This window comes from Collinsella sp. AM09-41 (genome assembly GCF_003473245.1).
Lineage (GTDB): Bacteria > Actinomycetota > Coriobacteriia > Coriobacteriales > Coriobacteriaceae > Collinsella.
The window spans coordinates 536,563-554,398 of the sequence record NZ_QRMJ01000001.1 but is presented as its reverse complement, the minus strand read 5'-3'; the positions used below and the strand labels follow the sequence as shown (position 1 = coordinate 554,398).

At 59.4% G+C, this 17,836-nt stretch carries 15 protein-coding genes; 9 read left to right on the top strand and 6 right to left on the bottom strand.

The window, feature by feature from the left end; genetic code table 11:
* The first annotated feature begins 43 nt into the window (after positions 1–43).
* From lacA to DW112_RS02440, 4 genes are all read left to right on the top strand, one after another.
* On the top strand, positions 44–472 hold the full coding sequence (gene lacA / locus DW112_RS02455; protein WP_006234830.1) for a galactose-6-phosphate isomerase subunit LacA: 429 nt from the start codon (positions 44–46) through the stop codon (positions 470–472).
* Between the two features lie 63 nt (positions 473–535).
* Complete coding sequence (lacB, locus tag DW112_RS02450) at positions 536–1,060, top strand: galactose-6-phosphate isomerase subunit LacB (protein ID WP_006234831.1); 525 nt, start codon at positions 536–538, stop codon at positions 1,058–1,060.
* Positions 1,061–1,434: 374 nt separating this feature from the next.
* The gene (locus DW112_RS02445) at positions 1,435–2,316 is read left to right on the top strand and encodes an aldose 1-epimerase family protein (protein ID WP_117629878.1); all 882 of its coding nucleotides are present in this window, start codon (positions 1,435–1,437) and stop codon (positions 2,314–2,316) included.
* Positions 2,317–2,369: 53 nt separating this feature from the next.
* Entirely contained in the window at positions 2,370–3,305 is a 936-nt protein-coding gene (locus tag DW112_RS02440) for a hexose kinase (protein WP_117629913.1), read from the top strand.
* Positions 3,306–3,546: 241 nt separating this feature from the next.
* On the opposite strand, the gene DW112_RS02435 is transcribed toward DW112_RS02440, so the two are convergent.
* Both DW112_RS02435 and DW112_RS02430 read right to left on the bottom strand, forming a co-directional pair.
* Positions 3,547–5,175 carry a UDP-glucose--hexose-1-phosphate uridylyltransferase gene (locus tag DW112_RS02435; RefSeq protein ID WP_233505705.1) on the bottom strand — a complete coding sequence of 543 codons (1,629 nt, stop codon included), beginning with the start codon at positions 5,173–5,175 and terminating at the stop codon, positions 3,547–3,549.
* Positions 5,166–6,371: a galactokinase family protein gene (locus tag DW112_RS02430; RefSeq protein ID WP_117629876.1), complete on the bottom strand. Its 1,206-nt coding sequence runs from the start codon at positions 6,369–6,371 to the stop codon at positions 5,166–5,168. The genes DW112_RS02435 and DW112_RS02430 overlap by 10 nt, the downstream gene beginning before the upstream one ends.
* A gap of 383 nt (positions 6,372–6,754) precedes the next feature.
* Between DW112_RS02430 and DW112_RS02425 the strand changes: the two genes are divergently transcribed.
* Positions 6,755–7,741: a LacI family DNA-binding transcriptional regulator gene (locus tag DW112_RS02425; RefSeq protein ID WP_117629875.1), complete on the top strand. Its 987-nt coding sequence runs from the start codon at positions 6,755–6,757 to the stop codon at positions 7,739–7,741.
* Between the two features lie 129 nt (positions 7,742–7,870).
* Positions 7,871–9,031, top strand: a complete 1,161-nt coding sequence (locus DW112_RS02420) for an FprA family A-type flavoprotein (RefSeq protein WP_118066251.1) — start codon at positions 7,871–7,873, stop codon at positions 9,029–9,031.
* 66 nt (positions 9,032–9,097) lie between these two features.
* Here the strand turns inward: DW112_RS02420 and DW112_RS02415 are convergent, their stop codons facing one another.
* On the bottom strand, positions 9,098–9,901 hold the full coding sequence (locus DW112_RS02415) for a DeoR/GlpR family DNA-binding transcription regulator (RefSeq protein ID WP_118066249.1): 804 nt from the start codon (positions 9,899–9,901) through the stop codon (positions 9,098–9,100).
* Between the two features lie 335 nt (positions 9,902–10,236).
* On the opposite strand from DW112_RS02415, the gene DW112_RS02410 reads away from it, so the two are divergent.
* Positions 10,237–11,094, top strand: coding sequence for a class II fructose-bisphosphate aldolase (locus DW112_RS02410; protein ID WP_022095149.1), 858 nt, complete (start codon positions 10,237–10,239; stop codon positions 11,092–11,094).
* Positions 11,095–11,416: 322 nt separating this feature from the next.
* On the opposite strand, the gene DW112_RS02405 is transcribed toward DW112_RS02410, so the two are convergent.
* The 3 genes from DW112_RS02405 to vsr all read right to left on the bottom strand — a co-directional run bounded on the left by DW112_RS02405 (position 11,417) and on the right by vsr (position 14,510).
* Entirely contained in the window at positions 11,417–12,040 is a 624-nt protein-coding gene (locus DW112_RS02405; RefSeq protein ID WP_118328255.1) for an HAD family hydrolase, read from the bottom strand.
* A gap of 56 nt (positions 12,041–12,096) precedes the next feature.
* Positions 12,097–13,026: an AraC family transcriptional regulator gene (locus DW112_RS02400; protein ID WP_158567555.1), complete on the bottom strand. Its 930-nt coding sequence runs from the start codon at positions 13,024–13,026 to the stop codon at positions 12,097–12,099.
* 497 nt (positions 13,027–13,523) lie between these two features.
* Entirely contained in the window at positions 13,524–14,510 is a 987-nt protein-coding gene (gene vsr, locus DW112_RS10050) for a DNA mismatch endonuclease Vsr (RefSeq protein WP_233545843.1), read from the bottom strand.
* Between the two features lie 144 nt (positions 14,511–14,654).
* Here vsr and DW112_RS02380 point away from each other — a divergent pair, with 144 nt between their 5' ends.
* Both DW112_RS02380 and DW112_RS02375 read left to right on the top strand, forming a co-directional pair.
* The gene (locus DW112_RS02380; RefSeq protein WP_117583535.1) at positions 14,655–15,440 is read left to right on the top strand and encodes an ABC transporter ATP-binding protein; all 786 of its coding nucleotides are present in this window, start codon (positions 14,655–14,657) and stop codon (positions 15,438–15,440) included.
* Positions 15,430–17,631 (top strand): ABC transporter permease, encoded by a 2,202-nt coding sequence (locus DW112_RS02375; protein ID WP_118328254.1) that lies wholly within the window; start codon positions 15,430–15,432, stop codon positions 17,629–17,631. The genes DW112_RS02380 and DW112_RS02375 overlap by 11 nt, the downstream gene beginning before the upstream one ends.
* Positions 17,632–17,836 lie beyond the last annotated feature (205 nt).

Sequence of the window (17,836 nt, the reverse complement as noted above, 5' to 3'; positions counted from 1 at the left end):
CAAACAGAAACTACGCACCTGCGTATCTCTCAAGGAGGATGTCATGAGGGTTGTAATCGCTTCCGATGCCGACGGTATGTCGATGAAGGAGTCCATCAAGGAGATGCTCATCGCTGACGGTCACGAGGTCGTCGACTATTCCGAGACCCCTGCTGCGGACTTTGTCGATTCCGCGACCGCCGTTGCCAAGGACCTGCTGGAGCACAAGGATTCCCAGGGCTTCGCATTCGATAAGTACGGCGTCGGCTCCTATATGGCCGCCGTCAAGATCAAGGGCATGGTCGTCGCCAACATTTCCGACGAGCGTTCCGCCTACATGACCCGCGAGCACAACGGCTCGCGCATGGTCACCATGGGCCCGGGCGTTGTGGGCACCGAGGTCGCCAAGAAGATCGCCCGCGAGTTCCTGCGCGCCCAGTACGCCGGCGGCCGTCACCAGATCCGTGTCGACATGCTCAACAAGATGGCCTAACGAGAGCCACCGAGAACTCGAACTTCTATCTCAACTTGTGAATTCAGACGAAAGGACGTTCTGATGAAGAAGACCATCGCAATCGGTTGCGACCATATCGTTACGGACGAGAAGATCTATCTGGCCGACCGCCTGGAGCAGGCTGGCTACAAGGTGCTCGACTGCGGCACCTACAGCCACACCCGTACGCACTATCCCATCTACGGTAAGGCCGTGGGCGAGGCTGTTGCCAGCGGCAAGGCCGACTTTGGCGTGGCCCTGTGCGGCACCGGCATCGGCATCACCAACGCCGTCAACAAGGTTCCCGGCGCTCGCTGCGCCCTGGTTCGCGACATGACCTCTGCCCTGTATGCCCGTCGCGAGCTCAACGCCAACATCGTGGGCTTTGGCGGCAAGATCACCGGCGAGTTCCTGATGGCCGATATCATGCTTGCCTTCCTGGAGGAGCCCTACGAGAAGACTCCCGAGCACGACGCCCTGATTGCCAAGATCGACGCCTGCAATAAGGCCGACGCCGAGGCTCAGGCTGACCCGCACTTCTTTGACGAGTTCCTCGAGAAGTGGGACCGCGGCGAGTATCACGACTAAGGGGGTTCCGGCGTTTTAACAAACGCCGGACCGGTCGACGCTGCGAAGCCATCTGGCGGGCAATCTGCCGCTCAGCTTCGACGGCATGACCAGAAGGTCAATGCCGTCTCGCTTCACGGCACCTTGCCTCGCCAGCTGGCTTCTCGCTGATGTCTGAGTGACCTGTGGGGTTACCGCTGTTGTTGCGAAGCGTTCTGGTATGGCAAGTTGCTCCGATAACACGTTTGCTTGCTTGGCTTGAGTGCTTCGTTTTGGCGGCCCCCGGCATTCTGCAGCTTTTCAATTGACGGCTCGCGTTTCTGTGAGGGGGCGCGGGCCGGTTTTCTATCAGCCCCACTGACTTGGCGGGCTGTCGTAAGAAAGGGAAGGCTCCTATGGAGTTTGTTCTTGATAACGGTTCTATCCGCGTAGCACTGAGCACGGCTGGCGGATCGTTCACTTCTATTGCGGCCAACGGCCGTGAGTACCTGTGGCAGGGTGACCCGGCGGTCTGGTCGGGCCAGGCACCCATTTGTTTCCCGATCTGCGGCGGCCTTCGCGACGGTCACGCAATGACCATGGGCGGCCGCGAGGTTAGGCTCGCCCGCCACGGCTTTGCGCGCAAACAGGAGTGGAAGCTCGAGGAACAGAGCGACAACATGGTTGCACTGAGCCTAAGCTCTGCCGACCATGCCGAGCTGCTCGAGCAGTACCCGTATCCGTTTAAGATCGTTGCTCGTTACACGATCGATGCGGCAAAGGTGGCCGTGTCGTACGAGGTGACCAATGAGGGCACCGAGGACATGCCGTTCTTTGTGGGTGGCCACCCCGGCTTTAAGTGCCCGCTCGACGAGGACGAGTCCTATGACGACTATGAGCTTCGTTTTGATCAGCGTGAGGCCGCCGAGCTCTGTACTGCCGTTCCCTCGACGGGCCTGATTGATGTTGAGCATCGCAGTAAGAACCCCATGATCGACCAGAACCTGCCGCTTGCCCACGAACTCTTCGACTTCGCGGAGACCATCTTTGACGTGCTCGAGAGCCGCGTGGTTACGCTGACCAAGAAAACCGAGGACAAGGGCGTGCGCCTGACGTTCCCCGATATGCCATACCTGATTGTGTGGAGCAAGCCCGAGGGTGACTTTGTGGCCGTGGAACCGTGGGGCGGCCTGTCTACCTGCTCCGATGAGGACGATATTCTGGAGCACAAGCGTGGCTGCCTGGTTGCCAAGCCGGGGGAGACCGTCATTCGCGGTTTTGAGATCGAGATCCTTTAACGAGTTATCGTATGTTTGGGGCGGGTCATGCCGCCCCGGAACAGGAGTTCAATATGATTCTGACCGTCACCATGAACCCGTCGATTGATACGCGCTATCAGCTCGACAAGCTGATCATTGACGACGTTAACCGCGTCACGCCCGAAAAGACCGCTGGCGGCAAGGGCCTCAACGTGAGCCGTGTGCTGCTGCAACTGGGAGACGACGTGCTCGCGACTGGTCTGCTTGGCGGCCACATGGGTGCCTATATGGCCGAGCTTATGGATGCCGACGGCGTCAAGAACGACTTTGTGCCCATCGCCGGTGAGACGCGCATTTGCCTGAATATTCTGCACGAGGGTAATCAGACCGAGCTGCTGGAGAGCGGCCCGCAGATCGCCCCGGCCGAGCTCGAGGCCTTTACGGCCAAGTTCGCCGAGCTCGCGGCGAAGGCGGACGTTGTGACGCTTTCGGGCTCGCTGCCGCGTGGCGTCGATGCCGGCTACTATGCCGAGCTCGTCAAGATCGCCGAGGAGGCGGGCGCCAAGGTGCTGCTCGACACCTCGGGTGCATCGCTGGAGGCAGCGCTGGAGTCCGACGCTAAGCCCGAGCTCGTAAAGCCCAACCTGACCGAGATTAACGGCCTACTGGGTACGTCCTTTACGACCGATGATGTCGATGCCCTGCGCGAGGCGCTTGCCGCCGATGGCCGCTTTGCCGGTATTCCCTGGGTTGTCGTTTCGATGGGCGCTGCCGGTTCGGTGGGCTTCCATGAGGGTCGCGCGTTCCGCGCCAAGACGCCCGCGATTGCGGCTGTGAACGCAACGGGTTCCGGCGACTCGACCATCGCCGGTTTTGCGCATGCCATTGCTGCTGGTGCCGACGACGTCACGGTGCTCAAGACCGCCAATACCTGCGGTAAGCTCAACGCCATGGATCCCAAGACCGGCCACCTGATCATGGACCGCTGGGACGAGATCTACAGCAACGTTGAGGTCGTAGAGTTGTAGCGGTTGCGACTCCTAATAGAATGATCGTGGATAATCTCCCGCTTTTGGTGCCCATACGAGTTCAAAGTGGGGGATTTTCCACGCTCGAGTCATTAGTTGTTGGGGACGTTCTTGTTTGACTAGTCGTTTAAGAACGTCCCCAATGACTACACTCAAAAACGGCGCCCGTCGGCGATGTTGCCGGCGGGCGCCGTTGTCTTGAAGACGAAATAGTCCGTTTTCCTCCGTCCCCAAGGGATCATTACAGTGAGTCGATAAAGCGCTGCTGGGCGGCGCGGCCGGCTTCGTCCCACTTAAAGACGCCAGCGTTGTCGAGCACGTGGCCAAACACTACGCCGACCTCCTCGTGCAGGATGTCGATGGCGTTGTCCGCCGTAAGCTCGTCGGCGCGGCGGGCATAGACGTCCTCGGCCCACGCGGCATGGCTGCGGCAAAGGTCGTCGCCCTCGAGCGCTGCGGCAAGGTCGTAGCTGGTATCGGCTTTGGCTGCCAGCAGGTGCTCGCGGACAGCGCCGAGCTCGGGAACCAGGCGCGGCGGAAGAATAGCCAGGCCCATAACCTCGATCAGGCCGATGTTCTCCTTCTTAATGTGGTGATACTCGGCATGCGGGTGGAAAACGCCCAGCGGATGCTCGTCGGTCGTGATATTGCAGCGAAGCGCCAGGTAGGCCTCGTAAATCTCGCCGCCGGCGTTGCCGCGGGAGTCGACGCGGCGGATGACGGGCGTCACGGTGTTGTGCGCTACGCCGTCGGCCGTGTGCGCGATAACGCCCGCAGACTCGTCGGTCCACTCGCGCCAGGCGAGGATAATCTTCTCGGCAGCGTCGAGCAGCTGAGCGCGGTCATGCGAGCGCAGGCGCAGCACCGAGAGCGGCCACTGCAGCACAGTGCCGGTGACCTGGTCAAAACCGGGCATGCTAAACTGCGAGACCTCGGCGGCATGCATCATGGGGAACTCGTGCGCGCCGCCCTGGAAGTGGTCGTGCGACAGAATCGAGCCGCCCACGATAGGCAGGTCGGCGTTGGAGCCGATGAAGTAATGCGGGAACAGGTCCACAAAGTCGAGCAGGCAGGTCAAGCCCTTGCGGTCGACGTGCATCGGACGATGCTCGGAGCTCATGGCAATGCAGTGCTCGTTAAAGTAGGCGTACGGGCTGTACTGGAAGCCCCAGCGCTCGCCATTAAGCTGAATGGGAATAACGCGTAGGTTCTGGCGAGCGGGGTGGGCGCCGCCGTCGGCTGCGGCGGAGCGTCCCGGGTAGCCCTCGTTTTCGATGCACAGCTGGCAGGCGGGGTACTTTTCGCCCGTGTTCTTTGCGGCGCCGGCGGCAGCGATATCGCGTGGGTCCTTCTCGGGCTTGGACAGGTTGATGGTGATCTCCAGGTCACCCCAGTTGGTGGGGGTGCTCCATTTGATGTTGCGCGCGATGGCGGCACGGCGCACGTAGCCGGCGTCGCAGCACAGGCCGTAGAACCAGTCGGTTGCGGCGCGGGGCTCGTTGACGCCCATACGTCCGTTGAACTCCTCGTTTACAACCGAAGGCCTCGGCATGAGCGCACCCATGATGCGCATGGCGATGCGGTCGCGGCCTGACGCCGTGTCCTCGGCGGCACCGTTGGTAACGGCGGCCTCGGAAAGCGCGGCAAGCGTGCCCTCCAGGTCAAAGTCGGGGAGTGTATCGGGGTGCAAGAGCGAAATCTTCTCGGTCTTGAGTGCCCAAGCCATGTCGAGTGCGGGGCCCGTGGCGCCGATGCACTCCAAAATGGTGTTGTATGCCCAGATCCGGTCGTCCTGGCCGATCATCGATCGGTGGATGGCGTACTCGATCAGGTTCTGCGCGGCCTCTCGCACGTCAGTCATTACAGCCATGCCGCGTAAGCCCCCTTGTCAGAGATGGCGTAGTGACGGGCAGAGCCCTCGCCCAGCCAGCCGTTCATCTTGGCAATGAAGGTGTCGACCAGATCGAGCGGCACGAAGGCCTGGATGGTACCGCCAAAGCCGCCGCCGTGGATACGAACGGCGCCACGGCCGTCGAGCACATGCTCGGCAAGAGCAAGCGCGTACATGGAAGGCTGCTCGGCACCCAGTTTGGCAACAACATTCTGCAGGTACATGGCGGAGCTGGCGCCGGACTCACGCGTCAGGACCAGGAACTGGTCAATGTCGCCGGCGTTCAGGGCCGCCCAGCGCTTATCGACCAGGCCGTTCTCGTACCAGTAATGAACGGCGCGCAGGCAGGCGCGGTCGCCCAGCTTGGCGCGCAGCTCGGGGAGCTTGGCGTCAAAGTCCGCCACGTTTACCTCGCACAGGCGTGCCTTGCCAAACTCGGCGGCGACGTCCTGCATCTCGCGCGGAACAGCGGCGTAGTCGTCGGTGGCTGCCACATGGTCGGCGCCGACCTTGACGAGCACGAGCGCATAGCCGTGATCCTCAAAGTTGAGTTCGAGCTTCTGGGTCTTAGGCTGAGCCTGGTCCTCAAAGTCCATGTAGGCGAGGCCGCCCAGGCACACGGCAGCTTGGTCCATCAGACCGCAGGGCTTGCCGTAGTAGTTGTTCTCGGTGCGCTGGCTCATCTGGGCGAGTGCGACGGGTTCAATGGCGGGCGCGCCCCAGAGCGTCTCCATGGCGCGGCCGTAAGCCGCCTCGACAGCGGCGGAGCTAGAAAGGCCGCCACCCGAGGGGACGGAGCAGGTAAAGGCAAAGTCGAAGCCCTGGGGCTCAACGCCGAGACCTGCGACCTCGTGGGCCATACCGCGCACGAGGCTTGCGGACGTGCCCTTCTCGGACTCTTGAATATCCAGCGTGTCGAGCGTGATCTCAAACGTAGGATAACCCTCGTCGGCGACGCGAACCTTGTTGGAATCGGTCGCCACGGCAATGCCGTCAACGGCGACATCGAGCGAGCCGGCGATAACGTGGCCACCCTCGTGGTCGGTGTGGTTGCCGCTGATCTCGGAGCGGCCGGGCGCGTGCACATAGAGAACCTGGCGGTCGCCGATGGGGCCAAACTCCTCCTCAAACAGCTTGGTGAGCGTGGCGAGTGTCTTTTCGTCGGGGGTGGTCATGGGAGTCCTTTCCTTGGCGCGCACGGGTGAGTTTTGCGTCGTTATGAGTACGTTAACAACTTGAAGCGGCATGAACCAAGTGTCCACGATACCGCACGTTACGGGCTATGTTAACGTACTCATAACACATCGCTTGTCACTTTTTGAGAATCTGGTAATCGGTAGAAATACAGCCGTGAACGGTACTGTCGTATGGACTTATAAAGCAGAAAAGATGCAGATAGAAAAAGTAGAGTACGTTAACATGCGTCCGACGATAGCGGGCCTCGGTGCAGGGCGTGTTTCTGCCCAGGCCGGCATTCACGCTATTCAGATCTCGCAAGGGTGAAGGTGATCCTGTGGCAAGGCGCCCGTCCAACGATACAGGTACGCGTCCGGTCTCCATGGCCGACGTCGCCCGCGCTGCTGGCGTTTCGCAGCAGACGGTTTCGCGCGTCGCCAACGGTTTGCCTAACGTCAACGAGCAGACGCGCCAGCGCGTGCAGGCCGCTATGCAAGAGCTCGGCTTTCGTCCGAGTTATGCCGGTCGCTCGCTGCGCGACGGCCGTTACCATTCGGTCGGCCTGTGCGTCAACGATGTCACCAAGTTTGGCAACCTCTCAATGATCGACGGCATCGCCAGCGCTGCTCGCGAGCATAATTGCGCCATCACGCTGGTCGAGATGTCCAAGACCGAGGAGTTTTCGCTTGCCGAGGCCACGCGTCGTATGGCCGCGCTGCCCGTGGACGGCATCATTATCGGCATGAGTCGCATGGCACCCGATTTTGAGACGTTTGATCCGTTGCCGGGCATTGGCACGGTCATCGTTACCATGTACGCGCATCCGCGCGTGACCACAGTCGATTCCGACCATTACGGCTGCTCGCTATTGCTTATGGATCACCTGTTTGAGCTGGGACACGATCAGATTCGCTATATTGGCGGCCCGTCGTTCTCGGTCGACGAGCGGTTTCGTCGCGCCGGTTGGCAGGATGCACTCGAGCGTAAGCACATTAAGCCGCAGGCGCCGCTCGAGGGCGATTGGTCTGCCAACAGCGGATACGAAGCCGGCAGATATCTGGCCGAGCACGACCGCACCATGACGGCGATTTACGCGGCAAACGACCAAATGGCAAACGGTGCCATCGCCGCGCTGCGCGATAGCGGCTTGCGCGTGCCCGAGGACGTGAGCGTGGTGGGCGTCGATGATTCGCTCGATGATTTTGTAGCACACAACGAGCTCACGACCGTTCGATTCGACTTGCATCAGCGTGGGCGCGAGGTGTTTGAGCATGCGGTTCCCGAGGCGGGTACGGTGGGCAAAACCGTTGCCATTCGTATTCCCGGCCAGCTCATCATTCGACATAGCACGGCGATACCGCGCTCATAGTTTGTGCTGGTAAACGGCGATTTATCGCATTTTAATAACAATCGGTAAGAATGCCGGCAGATAGCTGTTGGGATGCAGCCGAGTGCTATGATAAACGGGCTCTTTTGTCTATCTAGGAGGCTTTGCCTGATGGAGATCACCAAGGATATCCGCTACGTTGGCGTCGACGATCACGACATTGACCTGTTCGAGGGCCAGTACGATGTGTCCGAGAACGGTATGGCATACAACAGCTACGTTATCTTGGGCGAAAAGATCGCTGTCGCCGATTCAGTCGATGGCGGGTTTGTCGACGAATGGCTCGGTAACCTCGAGGCTGTACTCGACGGTCGCACGCCCGACTACCTGGTCATCCATCACATGGAGCCCGATCACTCCGCCGGCATCGCCGCCTTTATGGAGCGCTATCCCCAGGCACAGATTGTGGCAAGCATGGGCGCCTTCCGCATGATGGTTAACTACTTTGACACCGACTTCCCCGAGCGCAAGATGGTTGTCAAGGAGGGTGACGTGCTCGATTTGGGCGGCCACAGCCTAACCTTTGTCGGCGCCCCCAACGTGCACTGGCCCGAGGTGCTGTTCTCCTACGAGGCCACCGACAAGGTGCTCTTTAGTGCCGACGGCTTTGGCAAGTTCGGCGCCAACGACATCGAGGATCCGGAAGGGTGGGCCTGCGAGGCGCGCCGTTATTACTTTGGCATCGTGGGTAAGTTCGGCAAGTTTGTGCAGGCCGTGCTCAAGAAGGCCGCCGATCTGGACATCCAGGTTATCTGCCCGCTCCACGGCCCTGTTCTTACCGAGAACCTGGGCTATTACCTCGACACCTACAACACCTGGTCGAGCTATCAGCCCGAGGACGAGGGCATCACGATTGCCTATGCGAGCGTGTACGGCCATCTGAAGGCCGCCGTTGAGGAGCTCGCATCTGCGCTTGAGGCTCGCGGCCAGAAGGTTTCCGTCTTTGACCTGGCTCGCGACGACATGGCCGAGGCCGTTGAGGATGCGTTCCGCTACGACCGCCTGGTGCTCGCCTCCATTACCTATCAGGGCGAGATTTTCCCGTTCATGAGCACCTTTATCCACACGCTCGCTGAGCATGCCTACCAGAACCGCACCGTGGCGCTCGTCGAGGCTGGCTCTTGGGCACCTGCCGCCGCTAAGGTTATGGCCAAGGAGCTCGAGGGCATGAAAGACATCACGCTGACGCAGAATAAGGTGACCGTCCTGGGTTCGCTCAACGACGCTTCGCGCGCCCAGATCGAGGCCCTCGCTGACGAGCTGTCCAAGTAGCGATACGTTCACTTTCAACGCTCAAACCACCACAAAGGGGACAGGCACCTTTGTGGTGGTTTTTGTTTAAGCGCCGGCGATGACGAGATTTGGGCGGGCGTCGTCGACGGTCTCGGTGATTGAGGTGGCGACGGCATCATCGGGATCACGGTCCATCACGATGGTGTCGACATCGACAAGCTCGGCAAAGCGATACATGCCGCGTCCGTTGACCTTGCTGGCGTCCATGAGGGCCACGTTTTGACGGGCTGCGGCGATCATGGCCGTTTTGGTCTCGGCCATCTGCGGAAAGTCGGTCGTAAAGCCGCAGCCGGGAACAAAAGCGCCGGGGCACATGACGGCAAGGTCGGCATGGACCATTTGGAGCGCCTGCATAGTAAGTGGGCCGTACAGATAGCGATGACCTTTGCGCAGTGCCCCGCCCAGCATGACGACATCGACCGAGGGCATGCTCTCGTCGATGTAATCGGCGATGGTGATGTCGGCCGTGATAACGGTGATGCCGTTGCGTTGATCGAGGAGCCGGACAAACTCGAGCGCCGTGGTGCCCGAGTCGACGAGCAGCGTGTCGCCGTCATTGACGAGCCCGATGGCGCTTTGCGCGATGGCCTGCTTGGCGGCAACATTGACGTTGATACGGCGATCCTGGGTGGATACGGTCAGTCGCTTCTGGAGCGACACAGCGCCACCGTGCGTGCGGCGCAGCTTGCCGGACTCGGCGAGCGCGTCTAGGTCCGCACGGGCGGTAACGGAGGACACACCAAAGGTCTGGGCGATTTCTGCTACCTGCACCGAGGCGTTATGTTCGAGCATCTCCATGATGGCGGCGCGACGTTCGTCGGCAAAAGCTCGGGTTGTTGCATGGGCCATATTCGCTCCATCATCGTCTGAAATTTGCAGGAATTGTGTTGAGTCCATTTTCGTTCATTTTCTTTTTGAGTAAGAAAACACCTTTCGATTACTTATCTTTTCTATAAAAGAAAGATGATTCGCTTGAAAACTGCAATGTCGTATAGAGGGATCCGGCGCGAATCCCTTCCGTTTGCTTTTCAAAAACGAGTGTCTTGACCTGTGTGCCGGTGATATCTCATACGTGCGACGCCGTCGATTTTCATACAATGGGCGCAGCAAAACGCAAGGTAAAACGCCTTGTGATCAACTACGCCCGATGTCCAGATGCGGGCGAGGGAGAGGAGCAAACGCTCATGGCACTTGTTACCACCGAAAAGATGCTCAAGGACGCTCAGGCCGGCCACTACGCCGTCGGCGCGTTCAACGTCGAGAACCTCGAGTTTGTTATGGCCGTTCTGGCCGCTGCCGAGGAGACCAAGTCCCCCGTCATCATGCAGACCACCCCGGGCACCATCAAGACCGCTGGCCTGGATTACTTCTACGGCATGGTCAAGGCTGCCGCCGAGCGCGCTTCCGTGCCCGTCGCTCTGCACCTCGATCACGGCGATGGCTATGACCGCTGCATGCAGGCTTTCCGCACTGGCTACACCTCTGTCATGATTGACGGCTCGCACGAGTCCTTCGAGGACAACATTGCCCTGACCAAGTCCGTCGCCGACGCTGGCCGCGCCATGGGCGTGCCCGTCGAGGCCGAGCTTGGCAAGGTCGGCGGCAAGGAGGACGACGGTCCCGCGGTTGAGGGCGAGAGCCCCTACACCGATCCGGCCGAGGCCAAGGAGTTCGTCGAGCGCACTGGCTGCACCTCCCTCGCTATTGGCGTTGGCACCAGCCACGGCGTGTACACGAGCGATCCGCACATCGAGCAGTCCGTGGTCAAGGCCATCCGCGACGCCGTCGACGTGCCGCTGGTTCTGCACGGTACCTCCGGTGTGCCCGATGAGCAGGTTGCCGAGGCCGTGAAGAACGGCATCTGCAAGGTCAACTACGCCACCGAGCTGCGTCAGGCCTACACCAAGGGCTTCATGGCCTACATGGCCGAGAACCCCGCCTGCTTCGATCCCAAGAAGCCGGCCAAGGAGGGCATGCGCGAGATCACCGAGCTGGTTAAGATCCGCATGACCAACCTCAACTCTGTGGGCAAAGCAGAGTAACAGCAAGGGCACTCCGACTCGCTACATATCCCGGGGAGGGACGAGGGCTTAGTTCCCCAATCGTCCTCGGGCATGCAAAAAGCCTCGCTGCGCACTTCGTGCGGCGAGGCTTTTTGCCTCCTGCGGAAAGATTAGAGAACTAACCCCTCGTCCCTCCCCGGTTGACCTACTCGAGGTCGTCGCCCTTGTGGTGTTAGGTCTGAAAATAATAAGAAGCCTTCGCGCTGCGGAATGATTTTGGAAACTAAGTACGGGGACCCGCCCAAACCGTCCTGCTCAATCGCCCTTGTGGTGTTGGGGCTGAAAGGGTGGGACGCGTGGGTTATTTGGTTGTTAGGGTTAGTAGGTCGTTGGGGGTTTTGAGGTTGTAGGTGGCGTTTGGGATATCTTGGTGTGATCCCCATGCTGCTCGGGCAAAACTGACCCCTGCCGAAGTTGCGCATTGTTCGTCGTAGACGGTGTCGCCAACGTAGACGACGTTGCCAGGATTCGCGCCCGCACGTCGGAGATATTCGAGCATGGGTGCGGGTGCGGGTTTATGTTCGGTTGTGTCTTCGACAAGGATGATGTGCTCAAAATACTTATCGAAATCAAGGGGTGCAATTTCTTTTGCGTATTCGTCGCGCGCACGTGAGGAGACGATGCCAAGTTTGCAGCCGCTATCGGCGAGTGTTGCGATGACTTCAAGCAAACCTGGAAACACGCTGATGGTGCTTTTAAAGCTGGCGGCAACTTGGCACCAGCGATCCAACGTTGCCTGCGAGTAGATCCCAAGTTTCTCAAGGGCATCCTTGCCGGGTATGCCGAGGGCAAAGTCAAGCTCGTGTCGGGGAAGCGTTTTGCTGGTCTCTTCTTGGACAATCTGGACAAGCGATGACAGAACGCTTTCTTCTGTATCTGCCAATGTCCCATCAACGTCAAATACGATATGGTCAAAGTGCTTCATATGATTGCTCCTCTCTGTTGTTTGCCTGCAAGTTTGATGCAGTGACAGAAGAAGGGCTAGCGGGATTTCTGCCTGGTGCTATCGAGATTCTGCCTCGCTGCTCGATAGCTCGAAGGAGTGCATCCCATTTGTTCTTTAAATACCTGGCCAAGATGGCTTGCTGTCGCAAAGCCGCATTGGCGCGCGACTGTCTGGACCGTTCGCGTGGTGTGTGCCAAAAGTTCGCAAGCACGGTTTACGCGGTATGCGCGCAGATATGCCGCCGGGGTCGTTCCTGCGCAAGCTTCGATAATGCGGTAACACTCTCTTTCGCTTACGCCGGCTGCAGATGCCATCTGGGGCACATCTATAGCGGCTGCATAGTTTGCGCGGATAAAGTCCAGGATTGCCTTGAACTGTACGTCGCGGCTGGTCATCCAAGAGGCGCCGTCGGAAGAAAAGAGCGGTTCGGTCTTGGCGTTAATCTGAATCCAGAGCTCTGACAAACTATTTCGAAGCGCCATCTCGTTCTGCGGCTGTTGAAGGTCGTGGCTAAAGGAGCTCTTCAGCAAATCGATAAAGGGCATATCGTCGGGATTGGTGGGCGACCATTTGAGCACATCGACGCCTCGACATTGAAGCAATGGGTTGATGTAGCGCTTTTGGAGACGTCCCGCGGGATCGCCGAGCATCGACGGCTGAAAGATATGCAGCATTTGAATGGCTGGCGCCGAATTGGGTGATTGCAGCGTGCTGTGCAAAACGCCGCCGTTGATAAAGCCGGCGGACCCTTCCTCAAAGCGTACGTGCTCATGAGCCGCGTGCGTTCGATAGTCAATCGCTCCCTGCTCCATGTAGAAAAGCTCAACTTCGGAATGCCAGTGCCAGGGGACGGAATTGCCCGGATAGCGAGCGAATTCTGCGCGTTCGGCAATATAGGGCCAGTCTTCGGCGGTCTCGGGAAACGCTTCCTCGCGTCCTCCGCGGTGCAATTCTATGTGATCCATGTTTCGCATGGCATCAGTATAAAGCGCGATGGGCTTAGATTGCTCTTGCCTGTTCGGGGAACGCCTTGTCTAGGGATGCTTGGAGCTTTTCGAAGGAAGCTCGTAAGTTGAGGCTCTGATCGGCTGAGCGCTTGGTTTTTGTGGTGGGGGAGTCGAGGAGACCGTTTCTCTGTGTCGGGGGGAAGGAGAAAAGGTTTGCATGTTTTAGGGATGGCTGCTGTGCTGCGTCATTGGAAGAATACATGCTTATGCGGCCTCCTCGATGTCCACCAAAAGATTGCGCGCGGGGTTTGCTGCTAGGTCCCGTGCGTTGGCAGTATTATGCCGCGGCCGTCGCAAAGAAGCGCTAAAGAAAGGCTTAACCTGGTTTGGTGTAACCATGAAACCGCAGGTCAAGGCTATTGAGTAACACTCTTGAAAGGTTTTGAGCTTAAGGGCTTTCTAAGGTTTGTGGCGTAGACGTGGCGCGGACGTGCGGAGCGTGTGAATGCTCGCTGTTAGCGTTGCGGCTCTGCGGCACGCACCTGCTCGATGACCTTTTCCATCGTGGCGTCGATGCGGTCTTTTTTGAGATCGCATTCCCAGATGGTTATGGGTGTCCAGCCCATTTGAGTGAGTGCTGCCACGGCAGCGCGGTCGCGCTCGACGTTGCGACGGAACTTTGCCTCCCAAAACTCAACGTTACGCTTGGGCTGGCTGGGATTGCACTTGGGGCAGCGATGCCAAAAACAGCCGTTGACGAAGATGGCGATCTTGCGCCCGGGAAAGGCGATATCCGGCTTGCCGGGCACCTTCCATTCCAGACGGTATCCCGTAAGGCCTGCAGCCCGCAGACGCTGGCGTACGAGCAGCTCAGGCTTGGTGTTGGCGCGCTTGTTGCCCTTCATGGACTTTTTGATGGCGGCGCGACGGCGGACCAGTTCGCGCTCGTCAGCGGAGAGGTCCGAGGTATCGATGCCGTCGAGCAGACCTGGTTTGGGGCGTTTTTTGCTACGGCGCTTAGGTGCGCGCTTGGGTTTGGCGGTGGGTTTGTCGGCTGTGTTGGGCGCGGCGTCATCAGCGGAGCTTGCCTCAAGCCGGTCTTCCTTCAGCTCAATCAGGGCATCGATGAGCCCCTTGTCTGCGGGCATCCATTCCACCGTGGCAAGCGAGGTGCGCGGAATCCAGCGGATATCAAGCTGGCGGTCGTGCTTCTGAGGCTCATCGGATTCATCGGCGAGCGAGCAGTAGTAACACTCCATTGAGAGATGAAAATCGGGGTAGTCATACTCAACGGTGTAGAAATCACGCAGGTTGGTGACTTTTACCTGTAGCTCTTCCATAAGCTCGCGGCGCACGGCGTCTTCTGGCGTCTCACCGCGCATGAGCTTGCCACCGGGGAACTCCCAAAGTCCCTGCATGTCGCCATAGCCGCGCTGCACAGCCAGTAGCTCGTCGGATCCTTCCTTGCGAATGATCCCGGCGGCAACATGAACAGTCTTCAACAGGAGTCCTCTCTCAACATCAACACGTGGCAGACTACGCTTACCTTACGCAACGGTAAGGCAAGCGTAAGCCATATCGATGGTAGCCGACTCGGCTTCTTGCGACTATAGATGCCGTAGACTAATTGCAAGAAAGGACTCGGTATGCAAACCATGCAAGCAGCGACCCCGGTACTGGAGGTCGCGCATCTCGAAAAGGTATATGGAGCGCTGGGCAACGTGACCCGCGCGCTCAACGACGTCAGCTTTACCGTCAACCGCGGCGAATTCGTCGGTATCATGGGTGCCTCGGGCTCGGGCAAGTCGACGCTGCTCAACTGCGTGTCGACCATCGATGCCGCCACGAGCGGCACCATCCGCATCAACGGCCAGGACGTGACGCGCATGAAACAGGCCAAGCTTTCGCAGTTCCGCCGCGAGGAGCTCGGCTTTATCTTCCAGGACTCCAACCTGCTCGATACGCTCACGGCACGCGAGAACATTGCCCTGCCGCTCACCATCGCCCGCACAAACTCGGCCGAAATTTCGACCCGCGTGCAGGATGTAGCCGCGCGTCTGTCTATCAGTCAGGTGCTCGACAAGTATCCCTACCAGATGTCCGGCGGTCAGCAACAGCGCGTTGCCGCGGCTCGCGCGCTCGTCACCGACCCCACTATGATTATGGCCGACGAGCCCACCGGCGCCCTCGATTCCAAGAGCGCCCGCTTGCTGCTCGAGAGCCTGGAGGCGCTCAATCGCCGTCTGCGCGCCACCGTGCTCATGGTCACGCACGACAGCTTTGCCGCCAGCTACACGAGCCGTGTGCTGTTTATCCGCGACGGCAAGATTTTCACTGAGCTGCGCCGCGGCGACACCGACCGCCGAGAGTTCTTCGACCGCATTATGGAGGTCGTTGCCATGATGGGCGGTGAGGGCTCCGATGCTCTGTAAACTCGCTTGGGGCAACGTCCGCCGCGCCGGCCGCGATTACCTTGTCTACTTGCTGACGCTCACCCTGGGCGTCACGGTCTTCTATGCCTTCAATACCGTCTCGATGCAGGTCGACATTGCCGGCATCAAGGAGGAGGGACTGTCCGAGCTCATGGGCAGCATGCTCGGCTACCTGACGTACTTTTTGGCCGGCGTCATGGCCTTTTTGATGGTGTATGCCAACAACTTCATTATGAAACGCCGCAAAAAGGAGTTCGGCCTGTACCAGGTGCTCGGCATGCGCCGCGGGCGCGTCGCCACGATCATGGCGCTCGAGACCGTATTTGTTTCGGTCGGCGCGTTTGTCGCCGGCATTGTGCTGGGCGTGGGGCTCTCCCAGCTCATGACATTCTTTACCGCTTCGCTCTTTAAGACGCAGATCGCCGATTTTCACTTCTTCTTCTCGGTGCATGCGTTCAATCTGACCCTTGCCTGCATGCTCGTGATGTTTGTGCTCACGCTACTGCTGAACCTTCGCGCCGTGCGTCGCACCAGGCTCATTGAGCTCATGGGTGCCGAGCGTCGCAACGAGAGCATCAAGACGCGCAACCCCTGGATCGCGATTGCCATCTTTGCCGTGGGCGTGGCGCTTGTGGGCGTGGCCTATTACCGTCTGCTACGTGATGGGTTCCCGCTGACTGCGACGGACAGCAAGCTGCAAGAGGCCATGAGCCAGTTTGGCATTACGACCGCTATGGTTACAGTGGGTACCTTTGCGCTGTTCTGGGGACTCTCGGGCATGCTCATCAAGCTGCTGCAGAGCCTGCGCGGCGTGTACTGGCGCGGCCTCAACATGTTTACCGTGCGCCAGCTTGCGGCCAAGGTCAACACGGTGTGCTTTTCGATGGGCGTCATCGCGATGATTCTGTTTTTGGCCATTACCTCGGTGACCTGCGGTATGTCGATTGCCAACGTGATGAACGAAAACCTGGAGCGCTATAACCCTGTTGACGTGTCTCAGACGTATGTCTATTACACGCCCGAAACGCTCGACTACTACAAGGAGTATGTCAATCCGTCTGAGGCCGATCGCATGGTGCTGGCCGATGCAACGGTCGATTTGTACGCTGCATGGCATGGCGAGCGCAAGTCGGCGGACAACAACGACGAGACCGGCAAAAAGGTCAATATCGCCGATGTTGCCGGTGAGCATGTGCAGATCGATTCGTATCTGAGTTACCCGCTTGGCGGCTCGGGTCCCTCGGTAGCTGCAGGCGAGATGTGCAAGGCCATGGGCGAAAAGCTCCCCAAGGTGCTCGAGGGTAGCAATGCCGATGATATGGGCCTGTTTGTGACGCCGGCGAGCCAGTACAACAAGCTGCGCCAGATGATGGGCGAGGAGCCGGTGAGCATTGGCCGCGACCAGTACGTGCTTACGTGTGATATGGGCGGTGAGCTGGGCGACCTGTACACCAAATATATGGCCGGCGGCCATACCCTCACCTTGGGTGGGCATGAGCTCAAGCCCGCAACCGATAAGTCGGACAAGGACACGGCGGCCATCGCCAACTCGGGGCTCGGTAGCAATCCCGGTACCGTGGTCGTTGCCGATGAGCTGCTGTCCCAGCTTAATCTGCAGCCGTATGCCAGCAACCTGCTCGTTAACTACAAGCGAGGGATGGATGTTGCCGAGGCCGATGAGCTCATTAAATACACTATGCTCGACAACCTGCTCGTTGACGGCAAGGAGCCGGGTTCGTGGGGAGTCTTCATGACACGCTCCGAGCTATATACGCAGGCAGCGCAGATGAACGGCATGATTAGCTATCTGGCTATCTACATCGGCTTTGTACTGGTCGTTGCATGCGCGGCAATTCTGTCGATCCAGCAGCTCTCCAACGTGGCAGATGGCAGCCGCAGCCATCGCGTGCTGGCGCAGATCGGCTGTGACGACCGCCAGATTCGCCATTCGGTGATGGCACAGCAAGCGGTGTTCTTCCTGTTCCCGCTGGCAGTGGGTCTGGCGCACTCCTTTGTGGCGCTCAAGGTGATCATCGAGCTGGTGAGCACGTTTGGCAACATGAGCATCGGCGGCACGGTGGGCCTCACCTGTGCGATTTTCCTGGCAGCCTACGGCGGCTACTTCCTGGTAACGTACCTCATGAGCACCGGCATGGTGCGAGCTGCCATCGCCACCCGCTACAGCGAGTAGCAAGCGGGCAAAACCGTCGCATAACCACAGCGAACAAACGCCGCGAAGGGAGCCGGGCCCCCTTCGCGGCGGTTTTTTGCCCGCCTGATGCATCTCAAAACTAAGTGAGTAGACTTTTTTGGATCTGCCGAGCACATTGCGACAAACGCTCAACAAAACCGCAGGTCAGGGCGGTGGTGTTTTGGGGCGTGCTCGGCATCCCGCC

What these genes read in the sequence shown, in the direction of transcription:
- DW112_RS02440 (WP_117629913.1), top strand. Translation starts at nt 2,370, where the DNA reads ATGATTCTGACCGTCACCATGAACCCGTCGATTGATACGCGCTATCAG.
- DW112_RS02420 (WP_118066251.1), top strand. Translation starts at nt 7,871, where the DNA reads ATGGAGATCACCAAGGATATCCGCTACGTTGGCGTCGACGATCACGAC.
- DW112_RS02375 (WP_118328254.1), top strand. Translation starts at nt 15,430, where the DNA reads ATGCTCTGTAAACTCGCTTGGGGCAACGTCCGCCGCGCCGGCCGCGAT.
- DW112_RS02380 (WP_117583535.1), top strand. Translation starts at nt 14,655, where the DNA reads ATGCAAACCATGCAAGCAGCGACCCCGGTACTGGAGGTCGCGCATCTC.
- DW112_RS02425 (WP_117629875.1), top strand. Translation starts at nt 6,755, where the DNA reads ATGGCCGACGTCGCCCGCGCTGCTGGCGTTTCGCAGCAGACGGTTTCG.
- DW112_RS02410 (WP_022095149.1), top strand. Translation starts at nt 10,237, where the DNA reads ATGGCACTTGTTACCACCGAAAAGATGCTCAAGGACGCTCAGGCCGGC.
- lacA (WP_006234830.1), top strand. Translation starts at nt 44, where the DNA reads ATGAGGGTTGTAATCGCTTCCGATGCCGACGGTATGTCGATGAAGGAG.
- DW112_RS02405 (WP_118328255.1), bottom strand. Translation starts at nt 12,040, where the DNA reads ATGAAGCACTTTGACCATATCGTATTTGACGTTGATGGGACATTGGCA.
- DW112_RS02445 (WP_117629878.1), top strand. Translation starts at nt 1,435, where the DNA reads ATGGAGTTTGTTCTTGATAACGGTTCTATCCGCGTAGCACTGAGCACG.
- DW112_RS02415 (WP_118066249.1), bottom strand. Translation starts at nt 9,901, where the DNA reads ATGGCCCATGCAACAACCCGAGCTTTTGCCGACGAACGTCGCGCCGCC.
- DW112_RS02400 (WP_158567555.1), bottom strand. Translation starts at nt 13,026, where the DNA reads ATGGATCACATAGAATTGCACCGCGGAGGACGCGAGGAAGCGTTTCCC.
- lacB (WP_006234831.1), top strand. Translation starts at nt 536, where the DNA reads ATGAAGAAGACCATCGCAATCGGTTGCGACCATATCGTTACGGACGAG.
- DW112_RS02435 (WP_233505705.1), bottom strand. Translation starts at nt 5,175, where the DNA reads ATGGCTGTAATGACTGACGTGCGAGAGGCCGCGCAGAACCTGATCGAG.
- DW112_RS02430 (WP_117629876.1), bottom strand. Translation starts at nt 6,371, where the DNA reads ATGACCACCCCCGACGAAAAGACACTCGCCACGCTCACCAAGCTGTTT.